Source organism: Mucilaginibacter robiniae, assembly GCF_012849215.1.
In the GTDB taxonomy this organism is placed as follows: Bacteria; Bacteroidota; Bacteroidia; order Sphingobacteriales; family Sphingobacteriaceae; genus Mucilaginibacter; species Mucilaginibacter robiniae.
On sequence record NZ_CP051682.1, the window covers coordinates 4,062,666 to 4,085,807 of the forward strand.

The 23,142-nt window shown below is 41.0% G+C and carries 24 protein-coding genes; 9 read left to right on the plus strand and 15 right to left on the minus strand.

Annotated elements, in window-relative coordinates; genetic code table 11:
• Window positions 1–2,490 carry a replication restart helicase PriA gene (gene priA, locus HH214_RS17810; RefSeq protein WP_169609912.1) on the plus strand — a complete coding sequence of 830 codons (2,490 nt, stop codon included), beginning with the start codon at window positions 1–3 and terminating at the stop codon, window positions 2,488–2,490.
• 1 nt (window position 2,491) lies between these two features.
• Here priA and HH214_RS17815 read toward each other — a convergent pair whose 3' ends face one another.
• Window positions 2,492–2,815, minus strand: a complete 324-nt coding sequence (locus HH214_RS17815; protein WP_169609914.1) for a hypothetical protein — start codon at window positions 2,813–2,815, stop codon at window positions 2,492–2,494.
• Window positions 2,816–2,973: 158 nt separating this feature from the next.
• Here HH214_RS17815 and HH214_RS17820 point away from each other — a divergent pair, with 158 nt between their 5' ends.
• Complete coding sequence (locus HH214_RS17820) at window positions 2,974–3,630, plus strand: protein-L-isoaspartate(D-aspartate) O-methyltransferase (protein WP_169609916.1); 657 nt, start codon at window positions 2,974–2,976, stop codon at window positions 3,628–3,630.
• Window positions 3,631–3,741: 111 nt separating this feature from the next.
• On the opposite strand, the gene smpB is transcribed toward HH214_RS17820, so the two are convergent.
• Genes smpB through HH214_RS17835 form a run of 3 tightly spaced genes read right to left on the minus strand, consistent with a single transcriptional unit; the run spans window position 3,742 to window position 6,761 of the window.
• Window positions 3,742–4,191 (minus strand): SsrA-binding protein SmpB, encoded by a 450-nt coding sequence (gene smpB / locus HH214_RS17825; RefSeq protein ID WP_169609918.1) that lies wholly within the window; start codon window positions 4,189–4,191, stop codon window positions 3,742–3,744.
• A 21-nt stretch (window positions 4,192–4,212) separates the two neighbouring features.
• Window positions 4,213–6,114 carry an Nramp family divalent metal transporter gene (locus tag HH214_RS17830; protein WP_169609920.1) on the minus strand — a complete coding sequence of 634 codons (1,902 nt, stop codon included), beginning with the start codon at window positions 6,112–6,114 and terminating at the stop codon, window positions 4,213–4,215.
• Window positions 6,111–6,761 (minus strand): metal-dependent transcriptional regulator, encoded by a 651-nt coding sequence (locus HH214_RS17835; protein WP_169609922.1) that lies wholly within the window; start codon window positions 6,759–6,761, stop codon window positions 6,111–6,113. Before HH214_RS17835 ends, HH214_RS17830 begins: the two co-directional genes overlap by 4 nt.
• Before the next feature lie 122 nt (window positions 6,762–6,883).
• On the opposite strand from HH214_RS17835, the gene HH214_RS17840 reads away from it, so the two are divergent.
• Window positions 6,884–7,354, plus strand: a complete 471-nt coding sequence (locus HH214_RS17840; protein ID WP_169609924.1) for an Lrp/AsnC family transcriptional regulator — start codon at window positions 6,884–6,886, stop codon at window positions 7,352–7,354.
• Between the two features lie 128 nt (window positions 7,355–7,482).
• Here HH214_RS17840 and ung read toward each other — a convergent pair whose 3' ends face one another.
• A complete protein-coding gene (gene ung, locus HH214_RS17845) occupies window positions 7,483–8,160 on the minus strand; it encodes a uracil-DNA glycosylase (RefSeq protein WP_169609926.1) in 678 nt (225 codons plus the stop codon).
• A gap of 73 nt (window positions 8,161–8,233) precedes the next feature.
• Between ung and HH214_RS17850 the strand changes: the two genes are divergently transcribed.
• Window positions 8,234–8,785, plus strand: a complete 552-nt coding sequence (locus HH214_RS17850; protein ID WP_169611204.1) for a tetratricopeptide repeat protein — start codon at window positions 8,234–8,236, stop codon at window positions 8,783–8,785.
• 43 nt (window positions 8,786–8,828) lie between these two features.
• Here the strand turns inward: HH214_RS17850 and HH214_RS17855 are convergent, their stop codons facing one another.
• The gene (locus HH214_RS17855) at window positions 8,829–9,044 is read right to left on the minus strand and encodes a hypothetical protein (protein WP_169609928.1); all 216 of its coding nucleotides are present in this window, start codon (window positions 9,042–9,044) and stop codon (window positions 8,829–8,831) included.
• A 119-nt stretch (window positions 9,045–9,163) separates the two neighbouring features.
• Between HH214_RS17855 and HH214_RS17860 the strand changes: the two genes are divergently transcribed.
• Window positions 9,164–9,772: a trimeric intracellular cation channel family protein gene (locus HH214_RS17860; protein WP_169609930.1), complete on the plus strand. Its 609-nt coding sequence runs from the start codon at window positions 9,164–9,166 to the stop codon at window positions 9,770–9,772.
• Window positions 9,773–9,862: 90 nt separating this feature from the next.
• On the opposite strand, the gene lysS is transcribed toward HH214_RS17860, so the two are convergent.
• From lysS to HH214_RS17905, 9 genes are all read right to left on the minus strand, one after another.
• On the minus strand, window positions 9,863–11,587 hold the full coding sequence (gene lysS, locus HH214_RS17865) for a lysine--tRNA ligase (protein WP_211166246.1): 1,725 nt from the start codon (window positions 11,585–11,587) through the stop codon (window positions 9,863–9,865).
• A gap of 109 nt (window positions 11,588–11,696) precedes the next feature.
• Window positions 11,697–12,248, minus strand: coding sequence for a sugar O-acetyltransferase (locus HH214_RS17870; RefSeq protein ID WP_169609932.1), 552 nt, complete (start codon window positions 12,246–12,248; stop codon window positions 11,697–11,699).
• A gap of 65 nt (window positions 12,249–12,313) precedes the next feature.
• The gene (locus HH214_RS17875; protein ID WP_248282135.1) at window positions 12,314–13,099 is read right to left on the minus strand and encodes a sterol desaturase family protein; all 786 of its coding nucleotides are present in this window, start codon (window positions 13,097–13,099) and stop codon (window positions 12,314–12,316) included.
• Window positions 13,100–13,175: 76 nt separating this feature from the next.
• Window positions 13,176–13,769 (minus strand): Crp/Fnr family transcriptional regulator, encoded by a 594-nt coding sequence (locus HH214_RS17880; RefSeq protein ID WP_169609936.1) that lies wholly within the window; start codon window positions 13,767–13,769, stop codon window positions 13,176–13,178.
• A 140-nt stretch (window positions 13,770–13,909) separates the two neighbouring features.
• The gene (locus HH214_RS17885) at window positions 13,910–15,823 is read right to left on the minus strand and encodes an AMP-dependent synthetase/ligase (RefSeq protein ID WP_169609938.1); all 1,914 of its coding nucleotides are present in this window, start codon (window positions 15,821–15,823) and stop codon (window positions 13,910–13,912) included.
• A gap of 107 nt (window positions 15,824–15,930) precedes the next feature.
• The gene (locus HH214_RS17890; RefSeq protein ID WP_169609940.1) at window positions 15,931–16,257 is read right to left on the minus strand and encodes a HesB/IscA family protein; all 327 of its coding nucleotides are present in this window, start codon (window positions 16,255–16,257) and stop codon (window positions 15,931–15,933) included.
• Between the two features lie 103 nt (window positions 16,258–16,360).
• The gene (gene iscU, locus HH214_RS17895) at window positions 16,361–16,774 is read right to left on the minus strand and encodes a Fe-S cluster assembly scaffold IscU (RefSeq protein ID WP_169609941.1); all 414 of its coding nucleotides are present in this window, start codon (window positions 16,772–16,774) and stop codon (window positions 16,361–16,363) included.
• 133 nt (window positions 16,775–16,907) lie between these two features.
• The gene (locus HH214_RS17900) at window positions 16,908–18,119 is read right to left on the minus strand and encodes an IscS subfamily cysteine desulfurase (protein WP_169609943.1); all 1,212 of its coding nucleotides are present in this window, start codon (window positions 18,117–18,119) and stop codon (window positions 16,908–16,910) included.
• A gap of 171 nt (window positions 18,120–18,290) precedes the next feature.
• On the minus strand, window positions 18,291–19,520 hold the full coding sequence (locus HH214_RS17905; protein WP_169609945.1) for a multidrug effflux MFS transporter: 1,230 nt from the start codon (window positions 19,518–19,520) through the stop codon (window positions 18,291–18,293).
• A gap of 392 nt (window positions 19,521–19,912) precedes the next feature.
• Here HH214_RS17905 and HH214_RS17910 point away from each other — a divergent pair, with 392 nt between their 5' ends.
• The 4 genes from HH214_RS17910 (at window position 19,913) to prmA (ending at window position 23,135) form a co-directional block, all read left to right on the plus strand.
• On the plus strand, window positions 19,913–20,161 hold the full coding sequence (locus tag HH214_RS17910; RefSeq protein WP_169609947.1) for a type B 50S ribosomal protein L31: 249 nt from the start codon (window positions 19,913–19,915) through the stop codon (window positions 20,159–20,161).
• 66 nt (window positions 20,162–20,227) lie between these two features.
• Window positions 20,228–21,409: a GlmU family protein gene (locus HH214_RS17915; RefSeq protein ID WP_169609949.1), complete on the plus strand. Its 1,182-nt coding sequence runs from the start codon at window positions 20,228–20,230 to the stop codon at window positions 21,407–21,409.
• A 1-nt stretch (window position 21,410) separates the two neighbouring features.
• Window positions 21,411–22,178 (plus strand): triose-phosphate isomerase, encoded by a 768-nt coding sequence (gene tpiA, locus HH214_RS17920; protein ID WP_169609951.1) that lies wholly within the window; start codon window positions 21,411–21,413, stop codon window positions 22,176–22,178.
• Between the two features lie 117 nt (window positions 22,179–22,295).
• The gene (prmA, locus tag HH214_RS17925; protein WP_169609953.1) at window positions 22,296–23,135 is read left to right on the plus strand and encodes a 50S ribosomal protein L11 methyltransferase; all 840 of its coding nucleotides are present in this window, start codon (window positions 22,296–22,298) and stop codon (window positions 23,133–23,135) included.
• Window positions 23,136–23,142 lie beyond the last annotated feature (7 nt).

Genomic DNA, 23,142 nt, shown 5'->3' on the forward strand with positions numbered 1-23,142 from the left:
ATGCTTGAACTAGCCGATACTCACAATACATCCAGCCGCAAAACTTGGTTTGCCGAGGTGGTATTGCCTTTGGCTATTGCTAAAAATTACACCTACCGTGTGCCGTTCGAGTTAAACGATGCTGTAGCGGTAGGGAAAAGGGTAGTGGTGCAGTTTGGTAAAAGCAAATTGTACACCGCTGTTATTCATAGTTTAACCGAACGAGCTCCCGAAAGATACGAAGCCAAGTATTTGATGGATGTGCTGGATGATAGCCCCATCGTTACTGAACAGCAATTACAATTTTGGCAATGGCTGGCTGATTACTACTTGTGCTATACGGGCGAGGTCATGAATGCTGCCCTGCCTGCCGCCTTTAAGCTGGCTAGTGAAACCCGTATCATGCTCAATCCGGACGAAAGTGTTGACCGATCTACGTTGCATGATAAAGAGTTTCTGATTGTAGATGCATTGGATTTACAACCCGAGCTTACCATTAGTGATATTGTAAAGCTACTGGGGCAAAAAATTGTTATGCCGGTGTTAAAAACGATGTTCGAGAAGAACATCATTCATATTTCAGAAGCAGTTAATGAAAAGTATAAGCCCCGCAAACGCACCTATATTAAGTTAAATCCGATTTACAGTGATCCGGATATGTTGCGTGCTTTGTTTACGCAATTGGAACGCCGGGCGCCTAAGCAGGCTGATGCCGTGTTGGCTTTTATCAAGTTATCGCGCGAGCAGGAGCTGGTATCTAAAAACGATTTAATGGAAGCCAGTGGCGCCAATGCTGCTGTGGTAAAAACATTAACGGATAAGCAGATTCTGATTGCCGAAGAAAAAAACGTTAGCCGCTTATATTACGAAAACTTTGAAGAAGCGGCTACTTTTCAGCTGAATGAAGCGCAGCAAGGGGCATTGGATAGTATACGGCAGCAATTTCAGGAAAAAGATGTAGTATTGCTGCATGGCGTAACTTCATCGGGCAAAACTCAAATTTACATCCGGCTGGTGGAAGAAGCTATTCAGGCTGGTAAACAGGTATTGTATCTGTTGCCTGAAATTGCATTAACTACGCACGTTATTGAACGTTTGCGTAAGTATTTCGGTAATGATATTGGGGTGTACCACTCCCGGTTTAATGATAATGAGCGGGTTGAGGTTTGGCACAGAGTACTTAACCACCAGTACAAAGTAATACTAGGCGCACGCTCGTCGGTATTTTTGCCTTTTGATAATTTAGGGTTGATTATCATTGATGAGGAACACGAAACCTCTTACAAGCAATTTGACCCTGCACCACGTTATAATGCCCGTGATGCTGCTATTTACCTGGCCAGCCGTTACCAGGCTAAGGTATTGTTAGGGTCGGCCACGCCAGCATTCGAAACATATTTTAATGCCCGTAACCACAAGTATGGCTTTGCCGAATTAACGGAGCGTTTTGGTGGTGTAAGCATGCCTCAAATTGAGGTAGTGAGTATTACCGAAGAAACTAAGCGCAAAACCATGCAATCACATTTTACCAGCGTATTGATGCAAGATATGCAGCAGGCGCTGAACAATAAAGAACAGGTGATTCTGTTTCAAAACAGGCGAGGTTATGCACCTGTATTAATTTGTCGGGTGTGTGCTTTTACCCCTCGTTGTATTAATTGCGATGTTAGCTTAACTTATCATAAAAGCAGTAGCCATTTGCATTGTCATTACTGCGGCTACAAGGAAGAATCCATGACGGTATGCCCGGCTTGTGGTTCTACCCATTTGGAGTATAAAGGTTTTGGTACTGAGAAGATAGAGGATGAGTTGAGCATATTGTTGCCCGAAGCACGTATAGCCCGTATGGACCTCGATACCACTCGTGCCCGCAATGCTTACCAAACTTTGTTAAACGATCTGGAAGAAAAACGGATTGACATTCTGGTAGGTACCCAAATGGTAGCTAAGGGGCTGGATTTTTCGGACGTTACCGTAGTAGCTATTATTAATGCCGATAGCCTGCTTAAATACCCTGATTACCGGGCTAATGAGCGCAGTTTCCAGATGCTGGCTCAGGTAAGCGGGCGAGCTGGTAGGCGTGGTAAAACCGGTAAGGTAGTGATACAAACGTATAACCCGCACCATAGGGTAATAGAGCAGGTAATTGCCAATGATTATAAAGATTTATACCTGACCGAAATTGACGAGCGCCGTAATTTTAAGTACCCGCCATTTTATCGCATAATTCAGTTGTATGTAAAGCATAAAGATGCCGAGCAGCTTTATCATCAATCAGAATACCTGGCTAATGAATTACGTAAGCATTTTGGTGAGCGTGTAATTGGTCCGGAGTTTCCGCTTATTAGCCGAATACGGAATATGTACATCAAATCTATCATGCTTAAGTTTGAAAAAGATAGTGTATCTATTGCCAAGGTAAAGCTACTTATTCGTGAGGTGATTCTGCAATTTCAAACTACTAAGCTCAGCAAAGGCTGCATTGTACAGCCGGATGTGGATCCGTATTAGTTCAGCGTTTCTCAATACTTTTAATGTGAATTACCGGTAAAGTATTCGCATTAATTCCACAGCCAAATTTAGTTGAGTTATCCAAGGTGTATTTTACATGAACATTCAGGTTATTAACTTCATAGTTGCCCATCAAATTATCAGGGTGATAATAAATGGAGTTAATAACGATTATCCAGCCACAGCCATCGGCAGCCACACTGCCTGTATCTTTAATTGCACCGTCTGCTTCTATCACATTACTGGTTTTTTTGCAGCCTAGAATAGTTAGTAATGCTACTAGTATTGGGCTGATAAATAAGCCATTAAGATTGAGGTTCTTCATTGTAAAAGGTATTTGTTTACCATTATGGGCATTGTGTAGTTAATGCTACAAGTGAAGAAAAAAATCAGGCTAACGCTCAAGTGATTACCTTTTATAATGGGGTTAATGCCATTTAGCATAGCAGATGCCTGCACAATTTGCCTAAATTTGCTTTACAAATGGCTTATAAGTTTATTGACAAATACCGCGAAAAAGGTGCGCGCAAACGCTTGGTTGAACTCTTGATGAAGAAAGGTATAGAGGATGAACACGTATTATATGCCATAGGTAAAGTGCCTCGTCACTACTTTTTTGATGAAACGTTCTGGAACCAGGCTTATAAAGATATTGCATTCCCGATAGGTGAGGGGCAAACCATTTCACAGCCTTATACAGTAGCTTACCAATCTGAATTACTACATGTAAAACGCGGCGATAAGGTGCTGGAAATAGGTACAGGTTCGGGTTATCAAACTTGTGTTTTGTTGGAACTGGGTGCTGACGTTTATACCATTGAGCGGCAAGAAAAAATATATGAGCGCACTATACAGGTGCTGCCTTACATGGGGTATAAGCCACATTTTTATTTGGGTGATGGTTCCAGAGGAATAGAAACCCATGCACCTTATGATAAAATTATTGTAACTGCCGGTGCACCAACCGTACCTGAAGTTTTGCTGAAACAGCTTAAAGTAGGCGGTCTGCTGGTAATACCTGTAGGTAATGAACAGGAACAAAAAATGGTAACTATCCTGAAAGTTGGTGAAAATGACTACGAAAAGGTAGTGCTGGATACTTTTCGGTTTGTGCCTTTAGTGGGTGATAAGGCATGGTAATTTGGGGCTGCGAGCGTTGTGTTATAATATTTGGAAATAAAGGTGAGTATCACTTTTTTTAGTAAAGTAATATGACTACCTGCAAATACTCACTCGCAACCCAAAGTGCACTTAGCGTTTCATGGCTCTATCCATTTCTACTTTTACATCACGCTCTTTCATGGTTTCGCGTTTGTCGAAAGTCTTTTTACCTTGAGCCAGAGCTATTTTCAATTTGGCGAAGCCACGCTCGCTGATAAACATGGCTAAGGGCACAATGGTAAGGCCCTTTTCTTCGCCACGGGTTTGCAGCTTTTTCAATTCTTTTTTGGTAAGTAGCAATACCCGGTCGCGCTTAGCTTCATGATTATAGAATGAACCATGTGAATATTCGGAAATGTGCAGGTTACGCACATAAAGCTGCTCGCTGATAAATGTACAGAAAGCGTCATTCAGGTTTGCCTTACCTTCCCGGATGGATTTTATTTCAGTACCGAGCAACTTAATGCCGGCTGTGTATTCATCCAGTATATGGTATTCAAAGTAGGCTTTCTTATTTTTTATATATAGTTGTTCACTCATGGTTGGCTGCAAATATGCGAATTATTTTTTCTGTGGTTTTACAATCAATACCGGCACATTTACCAGGTGGCGTACCGTATCAACAGTTGTGCCATATATTAAATCTTTAACGGCCTTATGCCCGTGCGACCCCATAACCAGAAAATCAACTTTCTGAGCTTTAACCATCTTGGCTATGGCATTAGCCCGGCTACCATAATCAATGCAGGAATGGGCATTATAGCCTAATTCTTTCAAAGCGGTTACATACTGTTCCAGATTGTTAAAGTCACTTTGTGTTTCGTAATCCATCACCTGTTTGCCATGATAACGTGCACCGGCAGTTTCAACCACATGCATCAGGGTATAATCAGCCTTTTTGCCACCCTGCATGAGGGCATGTGAGATGGTGTCTTGGTCATTCTTTGAAAAGTCTATAGTAATACCAATGTGCTGGTAATGGTGTGTCTGTAGGTCTTGGATGGCTATAGCTAAGCCATGTGGTAAGCTTGATACTGGCTTAATAGCGGTTTTACTAACAAATGGCTTAATAAACACATACAATAGCAACACACCAACGGCAACAGCAATAGGTGCAATCACAAAATGTACCAGGTTGGCTGATGATGGATTGGCTGCTGCCCACTTGCCAATTTCTTCTACAACTAAACGTGCATTTAAAACTACTATAAGTGCAGCACATACCCATGCTGCTATTTTAGTTAACGTTTTCAGGGCAAATTTGCCCATCAGCTGCTTGTCTGATGTAAAATGGATGAGAGGTATTACGGCAAAGCCCAACTGTAAGCTTAATACTACCTGGCTTAGTACCAATAACTTGCCTAAGCCATCAACACCGGCATATAGCAGGGTAAAGAAGGTAGGAATAATAGCTAACAACCGGGTAAGTAAGCGCCTGAGCCAAGGAGCAATGCGCAGGTTTAAGTGCCCTTCCATAATAATTTGCCCGGCCAGTGTACCAGTTACGGTTGAGCTTTGACCAGAAGCAATTAAAGCTATAGCAAATAATTTTGGTGCCCATGAACCGAAAATATGATCCAGTAGTTTATGTGCGTCTTGTATTTCAGCAACCTGATGATAACCATTCCTAAAAAAAGCGCTGGCAGCCAGTACCAAAATTGCGGCATTCACAAAGAAAGCCAGGTTTAAAGCAATGGTAGTGTCCCACAAGTTAAATTTGATAGCACTGCGTATGCCCTCATCGGTTCGGTCAATTTTACGAGTTTGTACGAGTGAAGAGTGTAGGTACAAGTTGTGCGGCATTACGGTAGCACCAATAATACCAATTGCGATATACAAGCCATCATGGTTAAGCTCATGCGGTACAAAACCTGCCATTAACTCAGGCATATCAGGCTTTACGATAATCATTTCCACCAGGAAAGATAAGCCCACTATAAAAATGAGCGAAACAATAAAGCTTTCCAGCTTGCGCATGCCTTTGTTAAGTAGCAACAACAGTAAAATGGTGTCTGACATGGTTACCATCACGCCCCAAATTAGCGGTAGGTTAAAGAGCAGTTGCAAGCCAATAGCCATACCAATAATTTCAGCCAAATCGCAAGCTATAATGGCAATTTGAGCCAGCACGTACAAGCAAAAGTTTATAAAACGGTTGTAAGTGCTTTTGGAAGCCTGTGCAATATCTACCCCTCGCACAATACCTAAACGTGCACTTAACGATTGCAACAGAAGCGCAATAAGGTTAGATAACAACAATACCCATATAAGGCGATAACCAAATTGGCTACCTGCCTGTAAATCGGTAGCCCAGTTGCCCGGATCCATGTAACCAACACAGATCAGGTAAGCCGGCCCTATAAAGGCCAAAAACTTGCGCCAGCCGGTCTTGGTTTCCGTATCTACGGAGTTATGTACATTACCAAGCGATTCGCGATCTGTAGAAGTAGATATTGTACTCATATAGCAATCAATAATTTTTTAGCCACCTCACGGCTGATGTTTAGTTCTTTATTTTCGTCTGTAAGCTGTATGCATACATCATAATCTGTAGCTTCAGTAATTTTGATCTTCCGGCCAATGGTAAGCTGTTGTTTTTCCAGGTATTGTAAAAAGCTAACAGAATGGTCGGACACGCCAGCTATGATACCGCTTTGATGCACCGGCAAATGCAACACACTGGTAAATGGCTGTGCGGTAATTTCTCCGCTGCTATCAGGTATCGGGTCACCGTGTGGATCAAACCTTGGGCAATCCATAAACTCATCCAAACGGTTAATCAGCTCGGTTGATGATATATGTTCCAGTTCTTCAGCCATTTCGTGTACTTCATCCCATTTAAACTTTAGCTTTTCTACCAAAAAGTATTCCCATAATCGGTGTTTCCTGATAATTTGTAAAGCTACCTTCCGGCCAGCGTCGGTTAAGCTTACACCCTGGTATTTGGCATAGTTAATCAGCTTCTTATCAGCCAGCTTTTTTAACATATCCGTAACTGAAGCGGCTTTGGTATGTAAAGCTGCCGCAATATCATTTGTACTGGCGCTATGTGTTTCGCATTGCAAATGATAGATGGCTTTCAAATAGTTTTCTTCGGTAAACGTGTGCATTTATATGTTTCTAATATAATATTTAGGCTCGTCTAAAATATAAAAACTATAAGAATATGTTTTTGTTTAACTAGTTAGATGAAAAATTTTATTTTGATAATTACACGATTATATTTGCAAACATGGCTGCTGAATTAGACAAAATTGATCTGCAAATATTGAAAATATTACAGGAGAACGGCCGCATTACCAATCTCCAACTTTCTAACGAAATAGGTTTATCACCCGCACCAACGTTAGAAAGGGTACGTAAGCTGGAAAATGCAGAATACATTAAAAGTTATCACGCGCTGGTTGATGAAGAAAAACTTGGGCTGGGTATTAAAACTTTCATTCAGGTATCGCTTGATTTTCATAAAAGCAATACAATTGAAATTTTTTTGAATGAAATTCAAAAAATTAAAGAAGTAACCGAGTGTCACCACGTAACTGGACAGTGTGATTTCTTACTTAAGGTATATGTACATGATATTAAACAGTATGAACAGCTCATTATGGAAAAAATTAGCCGGATTCCGGTGGTTAAAACTTTCCAAACAATGATGATTATGTCCACCAGCAAAAAGGAACCTATTGTACCACTGGAATACTAATCTTTAATTCAAGTTTCGAATGCCCAATTAAATAAACAGAGTAGAACTTACCACTTTTGAATTTATAAAACTGTAAAAGTTCAATTTAAAATCTTTCACAAATTCAAATTGAACATTGGAGTAAGCTTTTAATGTATTTGCCAATCAATCGGCTGCTTTCCTTCCTGTTGCAGAATGGCGTTCGTTTTGGAAAAATGGTGGCAACCAAAAAAGCCATTATCGGCTGAATAGGGAGATGGGTGAGCCGCAGTGAGGATATGATGTTTATGGGTATCAATCAGTTCTGCTTTAGCCTGCGCGAACTTGCCCCACAGTAAGAATACAACGCCTTCCTTCAAATCAGATATTTTGCGGATAACCGTATCGGTAAATATTTCCCAACCTTTTTTTTGATGGGAGCCCGGTTTACCTGCACGTACCGTTAGCGTGGCGTTCAGCAACATAACGCCTTGATCGGCCCACTCAGTTAGATTACCATGATTCGGGATTTGAAAACCGGGTATATCATCCTGTAATTCTTTATAAATATTACGTAACGAAGGCGGCACTGTAACCCCTTTTTGCACTGAAAATGATAAGCCATGTGCCTGGTTTGGGCCATGATAAGGATCTTGCCCCAGAATAACTGCCTTAACGTTGGTAAATGGTGTATGATTGAAAGCATTGAAAATATCGACGCCCTTAGGATATACTTTTTGCCCAGCTTCTTTCTCTTCTTTTAAAAAAGCTTTTAGTTTTAGCATGTAATCTTTTTCAAATTCATCGTGTAAAACTTCAAGCCAGGATGATTCTAATTCTATCGCCATAAATTTTTGTACAGGTAATTGTTTAAAAGTATTATTAAACGGATATTTGCGCTCAATAACAAAATTACAAATGATATCTAATATTGTTCGGTTAATAATTGCCTGTGTGGTGATGGGCGCGGCTGTAGCGTTATGTGTGTTTGGACATTGGGGATGGGGAATACCGTTATTTTTAATAGGTGGTTTGATATTATTAAGCTACTTTTTTAACGAAAACATGATTGTTGCGCAATATTTTCTGCGCAAAGAAAATACAGATGAAGCCGAAAAATGGCTTTTAAAGATTACTGATTACGAAAAGCAATTATACAAAGGTCAGCATGGTTATTATAACCTGCTAGTAGGCTTAATAGAATCACGTAAAGCTCCGTTAAAATCAGAAAAATACTTTAAAAAAGCTTTATCATTAGGCATGACCATGTCGCACAATACCGCACTGGCTAAACTAAGCCTGGCAGGTATATCTATGGCAAAGCGTAATAAACGCGAAGCGCAGCAGTACTTGCAGGAAGCTGCTAAGGATGATAAGAATAAACTACTGGCCGAGCAGATTAAAATGATGAAAGGTCAGATGGCACAAATGGACAAGCAGCAGGTACAACGAGGCGGCTTCCGAAACTTTTAAAAAACAATAAATAAGGCTTAAATGATACACATTTAAGCCTTATTTATTTCTCGTCTAAACTACTGAAGTAATCAGGTTCAGCATGGTTATAGCTACTGGTAGTTGCTATAAATCTTTCAGATTGGGTAAACTCATCGTAAGATGATGGACTGGCTACTTCCACAATTTTAAGCAGCGTGCGAATAAAGTTCACGTTGAACTTTTTACGGTCCAGCTTAATCAAAAATTCGCTATCAGTAATTTCCAGTGTAGAGTTCATATATTTATTCCTGTTTTTCGTAAAACTAACAGGAGTTGATAAAGTGAAGGTTAGGTGTGTTTTAAATTTTAGTTAAATATTGCATCTTATTCTTCCACCCTAAATAAATACGCGTTTATATGCCTTACAACAGCTTTACTTCTATCATTGAACTGTTAGGAACTATTGCTTTCACAATTTCAGGTGTTTTTGCAGCTATGCAGAAACGACTTGATTTATTTGGCGTACTCATTATGGGCTTTGTTACCGCAATTGGTGGCGGTACCATTCGTGATGTGCTGATTGGAGTAACACCCGTTAGCTGGATGCTGGATTTAACTACGTTAGGCGTAATTATTACTACAGGGATAATTACTGTTTTATTTAAGAAAACAGTTAAGAACCTGAAAGTAACACTCTTTTTCTTTGATGCTTTAGGACTGGGATTGTTTACCGTAATTGGAATGCAGAAAGGCGTAGCTAAAAACTTGCACCCTGTTATTTGTGTGGCACTCGGAACTATCACCGGTTGCTTCGGTGGGGTAATCAGGGATATTTTATTGAATCAAATTCCGATGATATTTCGGAGGAAAGAGATTTATGCAACCGCTTGTATAATTGGCGGCGTTATTTACTGGCTTAGCTTAGTATGGCTTGACGAACGCCTGGCGCAAACAATAGCGGTTATCGTTATTTGTACAATCCGCATTGTGGCCGTTAAACTTAATTGGAAGCTGCCAGCTGTTTAGTTTTCGTTCATACCCAACAGCAAACAGAAATCGATCAAGAATATACACGGCCACAATGGGCAGATTATATAGTATGGTGGTTTGCTTTAATTAAGCGAACCAAGCCATCACACTCTCTTTTGAAGGTATAGCTAACTCCAGTTTAAGCTTTTTGCGCATACCACCTAAATCATTAAATACTTTGTTAGGATTGGCTGCTTTCAATTCTTCAACTGTGTTAAAGCCCATTTTATTGATAACCGGAACCCACTCAGCCGGAACGCCGATGTTCACAAAATCATCAATGGTCACTACTTTAGCTTTCTTTTCCGGACGCATTTGCGGGAAGAACAATACTTCCTGAATAGTGCTTTGATTAGTCATTAGCATTACCAAACGGTCAATACCAATACCCAAGCCTGATGTTGGCGGCATACCATATTCCAGTGCACGTAAAAAGTCTTCATCCATCGCCATAGCTTCCTCATCACCACGGCCAGCTAGTAATAGCTGCTCTTCAAAGCGTTCGCGCTGGTCTAATGGGTCGTTCAGTTCGCTGTATGCATTGGCTATCTCTTTGCCGTTCACAAATAATTCGAAACGCTCCACCAAGCCGTCTTCTGTACGGTGCTTTTTAGCCAGTGGCGTCATCTCAATAGGGTAGTCGGTAATGTAGGTTGGCTGTACCAGATTAGCTTCAACTTTAGCACTGAAAATTTCGTCAATCAGCTTGCCTTTGCCCATGGTACTATCTACCTCAATAGCTAAATCGCGGCAGGTTTGGCGTAGTTGTGCTTCATCCATTTGCGATACATTAATGCCGGTGTATTTCAAAATAGAGTCATACATCGACAGCTTTTCATAAGGACCGGCAAAGTTGATTTCCTGTTCGCCTACTTTCACCGATGGTGAACCATGTACAGCTATGGCTACTTGCTCCAAACATTCTTCCACCATGGCCATCATCCAGATATAGTCTTTATAAGCTACATAAATTTCCATGGCCGTAAATTCAGGGTTATGGGTGCGGTCCATGCCCTCGTTGCGGAACATTTTGCCAAACTCATAAACACCATCAAAGCCGGCTACAATCAATCGTTTTAGATACAATTCATTAGCTATGCGCAAATAAAGTGGCATATCCAATGTGTTGTGGTGCGTATTGAACGGACGAGCCGCTGCACCACCATGTACCGCTTGTAAAATAGGCGTTTCTACTTCCATCCAGCCCTGGCCGTTGAAGTAGTTGCGCATAGTGTTGATGACTTTAGACCGGTTAACAAAAATCTGCTTGTATTCAGGATTAACGGTTAAGTCCACATAACGCTGACGGTAACGAGTTTCCGGATCAGTTAGTCCGTCGTATACATTACCGTTATCATCACGCTTAACCACCGGAAGCGGCTTCAATGATTTAGATAAAATGGTAAGCTCATGTACGTGAATAGAAATTTCACCGGTTTGAGTTAAAAATACGTAGCCTTTAACGCCTACATAATCGCCAATGTCCAGCAGCTTTTTAAATACGGTATTGTACAGCGTTTTATCCTCACCGGGGCAAATTTCATCGCGCTTGATATAAACTTGTATCCGGCCGGTTGAATCCTGCAACTCGGCGAAAGAGGCGTTGCCCATAATACGGCGAGACATGATGCGGCCTGCCAGGGTTACGTTTTTATATTTATCAGGTTCAGTATTAAAATGATTAACGATATCCTGCGCCCAGGCATTTACCGGGTAAGCTTCGGCTGGATAGGGGTTAATGCCCAATCCGCGTAGTTGCTGTAACGACTCCCGGCGTATAATTTCCTGTTCCGATAAGGCTGCAATACTCATAAATTATAAACTTTGCTTTAAAAAGGCAAAAGTAATAATATAGTTTATACTAATGGTTTACGCAACCAACAATATGTATTAGGCAAAAGAATGAGCTTAGCTGTTTGAATTATATTTTTCGGATTACTTTCGCTGGGTTGCCTACAGCTAGAGAGTGATCGGGAATATCTTTGGTAACTACCGAGCCAGCGCCAATCACACAAGCGTCACCAATAGTTACTCCCGGACAAATAACAGTTCCACCACCAATCCAGCAATCATTACCTATGGTAATTGGCTTAGCAAACTCGGTTGAACGGCGTTCCAGTGCATCCAACGGATGAGTGGCTGTATAAACTTGTACGCCCGGGCCAAAGAACACATTATTGCCGATGGTCACTTTCATTACATCCAACACCACGCAATTCACATTGAAATAGACGTTGGTGCCGCAATACATGTTATAACCATAATCGCAATGAAAGGGCGGCTCTATGTATAAATCCTCTGGTGCATTGGGGAGTAGTTCGCGTAAGATGATTTTGGCATTGTCGTTAAACACGTATTCGGTAACATTTAAACGATGCAGCAAAGTTTTAGCAGCTTTGCGTTCAGCTACCAGTATAGGGTCGTTAGCTAGGTAAGGCTCGCCAGCTAACATCTTTTCTTTTTCTGTTTTCATAAAAAAGGGTACATTGATCAAGATTGTTCAATGTACCCTTTAACTTATAAATTCAGGTAAGAAAATTATTTATTTAAAGCTTGTTTACTGAGTTCAGCGCCAAAGCGATTTTCCTGTATGCGGTCATATTCTTTTACATAGTCGGGGTGTTCGGTACCTAATAGGCGGTCCCAAACACGAAAATACAGGCCGTAATTGCCTTTAAATTTACTATGGTGTAGGTTATGATATACCGACGTGTTTATGATTTCAAACAAAAAAGAATGTCTTAACCAACGTGGCATTACTTCATAACCTAAATGCCCGTAAACATTAATTACAAAACCCAGTACTGTAAACAACAGTATGGTTAAAGGATGTATAGGAAATAAAAAGGCAATAACAAACAGCACAGCACCTTCTACCCAAGCCTCGATAAACTGGAAAGAATACGATGCCCAAGGCGAAGGGTTGGTAGATTGGTGATGCACCAGGTGCGTTAATTTAAATAGCTTTTTGTGGTGCATTATACGGTGCATCCAGTAGAAATAGGTATCATGCACAACAAGGCTTAAGCCTAGGCTAACTCCAATCCACCATAGCGGGTAGGCGTTTATATCGGTGTAAACAAGCGTATGGTTTTTTAAAGGGCTGAATAAAACAATAAAGCCTATAATACCTAATATTGCTGAGGTTTGTACCGAATGGAAAATTTCACGCTTGAAATCTTTAATATCTGCATCTCGTTTCTGGATTTTTGATTTGGCAAACCAAGTGGTGAGTACTTTATAGAAAGCGATAAATGGTAGTCCGGCAATCACAAAATACCGGATAGCCGACATAGTGAAAAGTTCAATTAATATTCTAAGCATCTGTTGCATAACTTCTCTTTGATTACTTATGCAAAGTTAAGCATGCTTAATACGTTGAAAAATTAACAAAGGTTAATTAATGCTTAGGCTGATGCGTGATTCTTTTGCGAATACGGCTTAAAGATACCGGTGTAATGCCCAGCAGGGTAGCCAGGTATTTGTTAGGTACACGGTTATAAATATCCGGTTTTTCTTGAATAAGTTGCAGGTACCTTTCTTCGGACGTGAGCAGCACAAATGCTTCTGTTCTTTCCAACGATTCGGCTAACATGCGTAGTAAAAAGAAGTTGCGGTGCGAAGATAATTTGGGGTTATGATCCAGAATGCTTTCCATTCGGGTATAATCCAGTTCCATCAAAACAGTATCTTCCAGTGCCTGGTAAATAAAACGGGAAGGCTGGTTCAGAATGATGTTATCATGTGATGCTACAAACTGGTTTTCCCAGCGTATAAGCAAGGTAATATCATCGCCATTAGGTTTGATGCAGTAAGCCCGTATTAATCCTTGGCGTATCAACCCTAACTTTTTAGCAGTTGAGCCTTCATCAATATAAATTCCTCCTGCCGGAATATGGCGTGTATGTGCTAGGTTAAACAGTTCTGTTAAATCCGACAAACTAAGGCCTTGGAAGATGCTGAGATAAAATTTGATGTCGTCGGAACTGAGCATGGTTGGTGAGCTATAAAAACAAAAACACGTCATTACGTGGAACGAAGCAATCTCTGAGAAGGTTTCAGTACAATACTATGTTTTCGCAGAGATTACCACGCTATCGCTCGTAATGACGTGTTTTATATTGTTTATTCTAGCTAATCCGCATCCACTTCTTGCATATACATCTCATCAATTACTTGCGCGTATTTTTTTTCAATCACTTTACGTTTGGCTTTTAAGGTTACGGTCATTTCGCCTTCTTCCATACTGAAAGAATTGCGTTTCACTTTGAAATTTTTAATACGTTCAAACTTAGCCAGACCGTTACTTAGTTTACGAATATCCTGGTTCAACCAATCCGTTACCTGTTTATCATGCACAAAGGCATCGGGTTGTTCAAACCAAGCTTCATCGAAACCAAAGGTTTCCTGTAATGATTCTTTAGGCGGAACGATAATAGCAGTTACGTATTCACGACGGTCGCCAATCAAAAATATCTGTTCAATTTTAGGGCTTTTCAGGTAAGCGTTTTCTACTGGTGTAGGATAGATGTTTTTACCATAAGCATTTACCAGCATGTTTTTTAAACGGTCAGTAATTTGCAGATAGCCTTTGTAAAAACGGCCAATATCACCACTGTGAAACCAGCCTTCCGGGTCAATAGCAGCTTTGGTTTCTTCCGGCTTGTTCCAGTATCCCTTCATCACCGCAACACCTTTCATGATGATTTCACCTTCTTCAGATATCAAGTTCGGGTCTAATGAATCATGTGTTTGAATGGTGTAGATTTTGCCGGTTTCAATATTCTGAATTGCCATTTCAGTACCCGGTAAAATACGTCCTGCGGTACCATACACCTGGCGGTCAAATTCAGTTACACATACCGGACCCGTGGTTTCTGTTAAACCATAACCTTCCAGTACCGGAATACCAATGTTGCCGAAAAACTCGCCTACATTTTTAGGCAATGCACCACCGCCCGAAATCAGGAACTTTAAGTGGCCACCGGTTTTTTCTTTAATCTTGCTGAATACCAATTTTTCAGCATACTCCCGTTGCTTACGTAACAGGAAGTTTGGCTTCTTACCGCTTTCCAATGCTTCGCGGTACTTACGGCCCACATCAAACGACCAGTTGAATATTTTAGTTTTGATACCTCCGGCAGTGCTGCCGTTTTTCATGGCACGATCGTGAATACGCTCCAGCAAACGAGGTACGCAGTTCATGATGGTAGGCTGTACCTCTACCATATTTTTGGCCAGTAGCTCTAGGCTTTGCGCAAAAGCAATACGGCTGCCTGCACCCAAACACATATAGTAGGTAGCTGCCCGTTCAAACACATGCGATAAGGGCAGGAATGATAGGAAGGTATCATCTTTATCCACATTTGAAATCTGGAACAAACCCGACCACACCGTTTCCACAAAGTTGCTGTGCATCAGCATAACTCCCTTGGGCGTACCTGTGGTGCCTGAAGTATAAATCAGACAAGAAAGATCAGACGGTAAAATGGCCTCACGTGCAATATCAATTGCTTGATGGTATTGGCTTACTATAGCGCGGCCTTCTTCCAGCATTTCATTAAAGCTGATTACGCCGGCATTCAGGCTTACCTTTTCTGTATATTTTTCGTAATCATCAAAAACTGGGATAATGCGCAGCAGCGATGGGCAGTTGTTAGCTACTTTCAATACCTTACGCAACAAAAATGGGTTGCCAATCAGCAACGCTTTCATACCCGAATCATTAATGATGTATTCAGTTTCGGCTTCGGTAAGGGTAGGGTATATGGAAGCGTTAATAGCACCAATTTGTTGCAGGGCCTGATCGTAGTAAATATACTCAGGACCGTTTTCTATTACTAATCCTAAGCGGTCACCTTTTTGAATGCCCATCTCTAAAAACCAAGCCGAAATGGCATCAATCTTTTCCAAGGCTTCACGATAAGATATATCAATCCAGCTATCGTTTACTTTGTGCGTTAAGAATGGATGGGTGTCGGGATGAATATTTGCTACTACATTCCGTATCAACTGCGGAACAGTGGTTGGTCTTTTAACCGGGTTCATCAAAGTTTAAATTTTTGGCTTATAATTAACAAACTTAGAGTATTTAGTAACAAAAACAAAAAAGGGCATCTATGGATGCCCTTTTAATATCGGAGTGTAATATAAATTTATACCGAAAAGCTTTCGCCACATCCGCAAGTACGGCTGGCATTAGGATTATGGAAGTTAAAACCTTTACCATTCAGACCATCTGAAAAGTCAAGCTCTGTACCGGCCAAATATAAAAATGACTTCATATCCAGTGCTATACGGACGCCTTTATCCTCAAAAAACTGATCGCCTTTACGGGATTCATTATCAAAATCCATATTGTAGGATAAGCCTGAACAGCCGCCGCCCTGAACTGATACCCGTAAAAAATACGAGCTATCCAGCTCTGCATCCTGCATCAGGTGTTCAATTTTATCTTTCGCTTTATCTGTTACAGTAACCATAGTAATTGCGTGTTAAGAAGTTGCGAGTTACGGGTAAAATATTAAACTAAATAAAGTTGCGTATTAAAACTCGCAACCGACATCCCGAAACTCGTAACCATAATTAATGGTGTGATTTTTCCAGCTCGATAGGGGCTAAGCCGTTTTTAACGCGGTAATCGTTAATGGCAGCTTTGATGGCATCTTCAGCTAATACAGAGCAGTGGATTTTTACCGGAGGTAAAGCCAACTCTTCTACAATGTCCATATTGTCGATAGTAATAGCCTCGTCAATGCTTTTACCTTTTAGCCATTCGGTAGCTAATGATGAAGAAGCGATAGCCGAACCGCAACCAAAGGTTTTGAATTTAGCATCGGTAATTACATTGTTTTCATCTACCTGAATTTGCAAACGCATTACGTCGCCACATTCAGGAGCACCTACTAAGCCAGTACCTACCTGGGTACTGCTTTTATCTAAAGTACCCACGTTACGAGGGTTAGTGTAATGGTCAATTACTTTATCTGAATAAGCCATAGCTTTAAAATTTAAGTTTAATGTTGTCTGATGTTGTAAATTACTTTGTTTGATAGTTTACAACATCAGTTAAAAATTATATCTCAATTTACATTCCAAACTCGAACTATACATCCGAAATCTGAAACTAAAATTAATGTTCTGCCCACTCAATAGAGTTCAGGTCGATGCCTTCTTTAAACATTTCCCACAATGGTGAAAGTTCGCGAAGGTGAGTAACTGCTTTTTTAGTTACCTCGATAGCATAATCTACTTCTTCTTCGGTAGTGAAACGGCCTAAACCAAAACGGATAGAAGAGTGTGCTAAATCGTCTGATAAACCTAAGCTCTTTAATACATAAGATGGTTCTAATGAAGCTGAAGTACAAGCTGAACCTGATGATACCGCTAAATCTTTCATCGCCATCATTAAGCCTTCGCCTTCTACATACTTGAAAGAAACATTTGCTACGTGTGGTAAACGGTGTGCAACGTTTCCGTTTACATAGCTTTCTTCCAGCTCTGTTAAAGAAGCTTGCAATTTATCTCGCAGGGCTGATAAACGTGCAGCTTCGCTCTCCATTTCGTTGTATGCCAGTTCGCAAGCTTTACCTAAACCTACAATACCCGGAACATTTAAGGTACCTGAACGCATACCGCGCTCGTGGCCGCCGCCGTCCATTTGAGCGGTAACTTTCACTCTTGGTCCTTTACGACGAACGTATAAAGCGCCTACACCTTTAGGTCCATACATTTTATGAGCTGATAAAGCCAGTAAATCAATACCGTCTTTATTGACATCAACCGGAATTTTACCTACTGCTTGTGTAGCATCGGTCATGAACAGGGCACCGTGTTTGTGGGCAATGTCAGCAATTTCTCTTACCGGCTGAACAACACCAATCTCGTTATTGCCGTACATGATTGAAACCAAAATGGTTTCAGGAGTCATGGCTGCTTCTAAAGCTTCCAGGTCAACTAACCCATCTTTTTGTACCTGCAGGTAAGTTACTTTACCGCCTAATTTTTCAACGTGTTTGCACGCATCTAAAACAGCTTTATGTTCAGTAACCGCAGTAATAATGTGGTTACCTTTATCTTTGTACATCTCGAATACGCCTTTGATAGCCAGGTTGTCTGACTCGGTAGCGCCCGAGGTGAAAATAATTTCCTTTTCGCTGGCGCCAATCAGTTTAGCTACCTGCTCGCGTGCATAATCTACGCCCTCTTCGGCTACCCAGCCAAAATGGTGATTACGGCTGGCTGCATTACCAAACTTTTGGGTAAAATATGGCAGCATAGCTTCCAGCACCCGTGGGTCCATAGGTGTGGTGGCGTTGTTATCTAAATATATCGGAAGATTCATACTCATCAAATTAACATCACAAAGGTAAGTAAAGTTTTAGCTTAAAGTTAGCTATATGCCGCCATATTTAGCTATCAACAGTCATGCTTTTGTTATATTTAGAAAGGGTATAAATATTATGGTGAATGGTGGGTAGTTACTGGTGAGTAGCTGTTTTTCATAGAGACAGAATCAATGTACCATAATGGCTTCTTCTGCCGGATCAGGTTTGAAGTGTTCCTTAATATTTTTGCGTCCGATAAATAAAGCCAGTACACCGATAAGGGATGTGCCGGCTATAATGGCTGCCATTGGCATAGCCGAACGTGTGTTAAACAAGCTTACACCTGCCGAAGCTAATGCGCCTAAACCTAACTGCATAGCGCCCATTAATGAGGAGGCTGTACCAGCGTTTTTTGAAAACGGCGCAATAGAAAGTGCCGAAGCATTTGGGTTGATAATGCCCAGGCAACTTAAAAATAGAAACAGCATCACAATAGTTCCGTACAAACCGAACCAGCCTAAACTCGCACCTGCAAAAAATATAGCAGAAACAATCATCTGCATCAAAAAAGCCACAGGTAAAATGCGCTCACTGTCATATTTTTTCAGCAGTAGGTTATTTACCTGGCTAGAACCAATAAAGCCTACTGATAGCAAAGCGAATATCCAACCGTACACTTTGCCATTTACCCGAAATACATCCATAAATACTAATGGTGACCCCGATACATAGGCAAATAATCCCGAAAAGGCCATAGCTCCGGCAATAGCATAAGTGTAGAACTGAGGTTCGATAATAACCGATTGAAAGTTTTTGAGGATGGGGCCGGGTTTAAGTGAAAAGGTAGGATCGGGTTGATAGCTATCAGGCAAGCTTACTACCACAGAAACCAGGATCAGTACGGCAATTACTGCCAGAATGATGAACACCCATTGCCAGCCAAAAGCGGCTGTTACGTAGCCGCCCACAGTAGGGGCAATCATGGGAGAGGCGCCCACTACCAGCATTAGCAAGGCGAAAACTTTGGCGTTATCCTTAACCGGGAATAAGTCACGAACCATAGCTACCGAAGCCACCGCTGCTGCACAACTGCCAATGGCTTGTAAAAAGCGTAAAGCAATCAGCATTTCGATGGTTTTGGCCGATATACATCCTACTGATGCAATAATGTAAAGTACCAAGCCAATCAGTAAAGGCTTTTTACGACCGAAACGATCAAGCAAAGGACCGTACAGCAACTGACCGGCCGATATGCCGACAAAAAAGCTGGATAAAGACAGAGAAACTTCAGCAACCGAAGTATGTAAGTACTTAGCAATAGCCGGGAAGCCCGGCAAATACATATCGATAGAAAAGGGCCCCAACGTAGAAAGGGTACCCAGCAGCAGTATTAAAAAGTAGTAGCGTTTTTGAGTCATGCAATAAGTTCGTGTTGAATTTCGATGCTAATTATAGCAGGCGCAAAGATGAGGTTTTAAACTTTCCTTTACCGCTGGAAGAGGTAGATAAAGTCAAACATGTAATACAGATGATAATCAATATCTAATAAACACCTACTGACGCGATCTTGTCAGTGTTACAGGTGTTACATGTTTCAGTGTGTAACACCCTGTAACACTGACAAACCATTGGCAGAGGTGGCATTGTTTTGTCAGTAGTGGATTCATCTTTACTAATTTTGCAAACTTTTAGGTTCAATTTTTAGTTTTTTAGAGCATTGTTGAAAACTATACAAATATTTGTAATCAACTATTTTATAATATCATAACATTAACTATATTTGCGCCTCTTTTGAAAGGAAAGTAAATACATGAAAAAAGACCTGCATCCATCAAACTATAGATTAGTGGTTTTTAAAGATATGTCTAACGATTACTCTTTTATCACTAAATCATGCATCGATACCCGTGAAACCGTACAATGGGAAGACGGCAATGAGTATCCATTGGTTAAATTAGAAATTTCTCACACCTCGCATCCGTTCTATACCGGTAAAATGAAACTGGTTGACACTGCAGGACGTATTGATAAATTCCGCAGCCGTTACAACAAAAAGTAATTTCTGTACTACAATATTTAAAAGTCCCGGCCTTAACCGCCGGGACTTTTTTTATTTTTGCTCATCATGGCTATTATCCTGTTCGACGATAACGCACATTACACCTTACGGCCGCTTACTTTTACGCGTCCGGTAGCCAATCTGCGCATCGGTATATTAACCATAGCCGAAAAGTGGGCCAAGTACCTGAACACTAGTTTTTCATACCATACGCCAGCTTACCTTAAAGCTAAATTCCCGATCCAGGTAGAAGCACAAAACTTGTTTATTAATGGTGCGGTTTGCCCCGACGAACACTTGCTGGAAGCTATAGATAAGCTGCAGAACGGTGAAGCACTGTACCATAATAACCAATTGCTGGCTGTAAGGTTATCAGAAAATGATGCTCGCGAGTTTAACTCTGAACAAGCTTTTGACCGGAAAATTGATTACAGCGCGGCCGTTGTCAGCATCCGTTACCCGGAAGATATTTTCAGAAAGAATGACACTGAACTTCGGCGCGATTTTGCACTGCTAACACAAGGCCGCACCAGTGCTGTAATCAGTAATACCAATACCATTATTGGTAATCATTTTTTTGCGGAAGAAGATGCTGTAGCAGAGTGTTCTACTTTTAATACCAACAATGGGCCTATCTATTTGGGTAAACAAACGGAGGTTTGGGAAGGCACTCATGTACGCGGCGGCCTGGCTTTATGTAATAACTCGCAGATCAAGATGGGAGCAAAGATTTATGGTGCTACCACCATTGGTCCGAGATGCAGGGTTGGAGGCGAAATCAATAATGCCGTGCTTTGGGGAAATTCCTCTAAGGGCCATGAGGGGTATTTAGGTAACTCGGTATTGGGCGAATGGTGCAACATCGGAGCCGATTCCAATAACTCCAACCTGAAAAATAATTATGCAGAAGTAAAACTGTGGGATTATACCACACAACACTTCCGTAAAACCGGCTTGCAGTTTTGTGGCCTGGTTATGGCCGATCATGCCAAATGCGGTATCAACACTATGTTTAATACCGGTACGGTAGTAGGGGTAAGCGCCAATGTTTTTGGTGCTGGTTACCCGCGTAACTACGTGCCTGATTTTGCCTGGGGCGGTGCCCACGGGTACGAGGTGTACCGGATGGATAAAGTATTCGAAACCATTGAACGGGTTTACACCCGACGTAATAAGCAACTGGATGATGTGGAGAAACAGCTGCTGCAAGACATATTCAATTTAACACAACCCTATAGAAATTTTTAATATGACAAGAAAAAAAATAGTTGCCGGGAACTGGAAAATGAACCTGGATTATAACGAAGGTTTAAGCCTGTTTTCTGAAATCGTAAACATGGTAAAAGATGAAATAACCGGACAGCAGCAAGTAGTGGTTTGCCCGCCTTTTATTCATTTACATAGCCTGGTACAACTGGCTAAAGGCACTGATAAGGTTGCTGTTGGTGCACAAAATGCTCATCAGAAAGAATCGGGTGCTTACACTGGTGAAGTATCAGCTAAAATGGTAAAGTCAACCGGTGCAGCTTACGTAATTTTAGGGCACTCTGAACGTCGTCAGTATTTTAATGAAGATAATCAATTGCTTTCTGTAAAAGCAGAAGTGGCATTAAGCAATGGTTTAAAACCAATTTTTTGTATCGGCGAGACTTTAGATGAGCGCGAAGCTGAACAATATTTTGATGTGATTAAAACACAGCTGAAAGAAGGCGTATTCGGTTTATCAACCGAGCAGTTTAGCCAAGTGATTATTGCTTACGAACCCATTTGGGCCATTGGCACTGGTAAAACCGCTACTGCCGAACAAGCACAAGAAATTCATGCTTTTATCCGCAACGAAATTGCTGATAACTATAATCAGGAAGTGGCCGATCAAACTACTATTTTGTATGGTGGCAGCTGTAATCCTAAAAATGCGCCTGAGCTTTTTGCACAACTTGATATTGATGGTGGCCTTATTGGCGGTGCTTCTTTGAAATCACGCGATTTCCTGGATATCGTTAAGGTATTTAATTAATCAAGTTGCGGGCAGTTGGTAACAGGTTGTAGATTGTTGCAACTTCTTATAGACTGCCCGTATTTTTACTCGCAACTTTTCATCCGGCAACCCGCAACAGATCACTCGCAACACATCATGAATTACTACGAACTGCTTTTTACTCTCATTACCCCTGAAGATTATTATCAGGATTTAATGATTAACGCACTGGCTGAAATTGGCTTTGCTACTTTTGAAGAAGCTGATTTTGGGTTTAAGGCTTATATACAATCGCCGGCGTTTAGTAAAGCAGCTGTAGATGAAGCATTGGAACCTTACCATAGCTTAATTACCTTTTCGTATGATGTAAATTTACTGCCTGCTAAAAACTGGAATGAGGTATGGGAAAGCAATTTTCAGCCTATTGAAATTGCCGATCAAGTACGGGTCAGGGCAACGTTTCATGAATCGAAACCAGATTTTCCATACGAAATCACTATCGACCCTAAAATGGCTTTTGGTACCGGCCATCATGAAACTACCAGTTTGATGATGGCGAGTATGCTGGAAACTAATTTTAAAGGGAAAAAGGTGTTAGATATGGGTTGTGGTACCGGCATATTAGCCATACTGGCCGCCAAGCTAGGTGCTACTGATTTAACCGCTATCGATTATGATATATTGTGCTACAACAGTACGCAAGAAAATACAGCACTCAACCAGGTGGAAGGGGTAAATATCATATGTGGTTCGAAGGAAGTAATTCCTGATGAACAGTATGATATAGTTCTGGCTAACATCAACCGCAATATCCTGCTCGATCAGATGCAACGTTATGGCGAAGTGCTAAAACCTCAGGGCGAAATTTATTTTAGTGGTTTTTACGAATCGCCTGATTTGGAGATTATCAAAGAGGCTGCTGCACAGCACCAAATGCATTATATCAGCCATAAAAAGAGTAAAGAGTGGGTAGCTGCTAAATTTGTAAAAGCATAAAAATAAA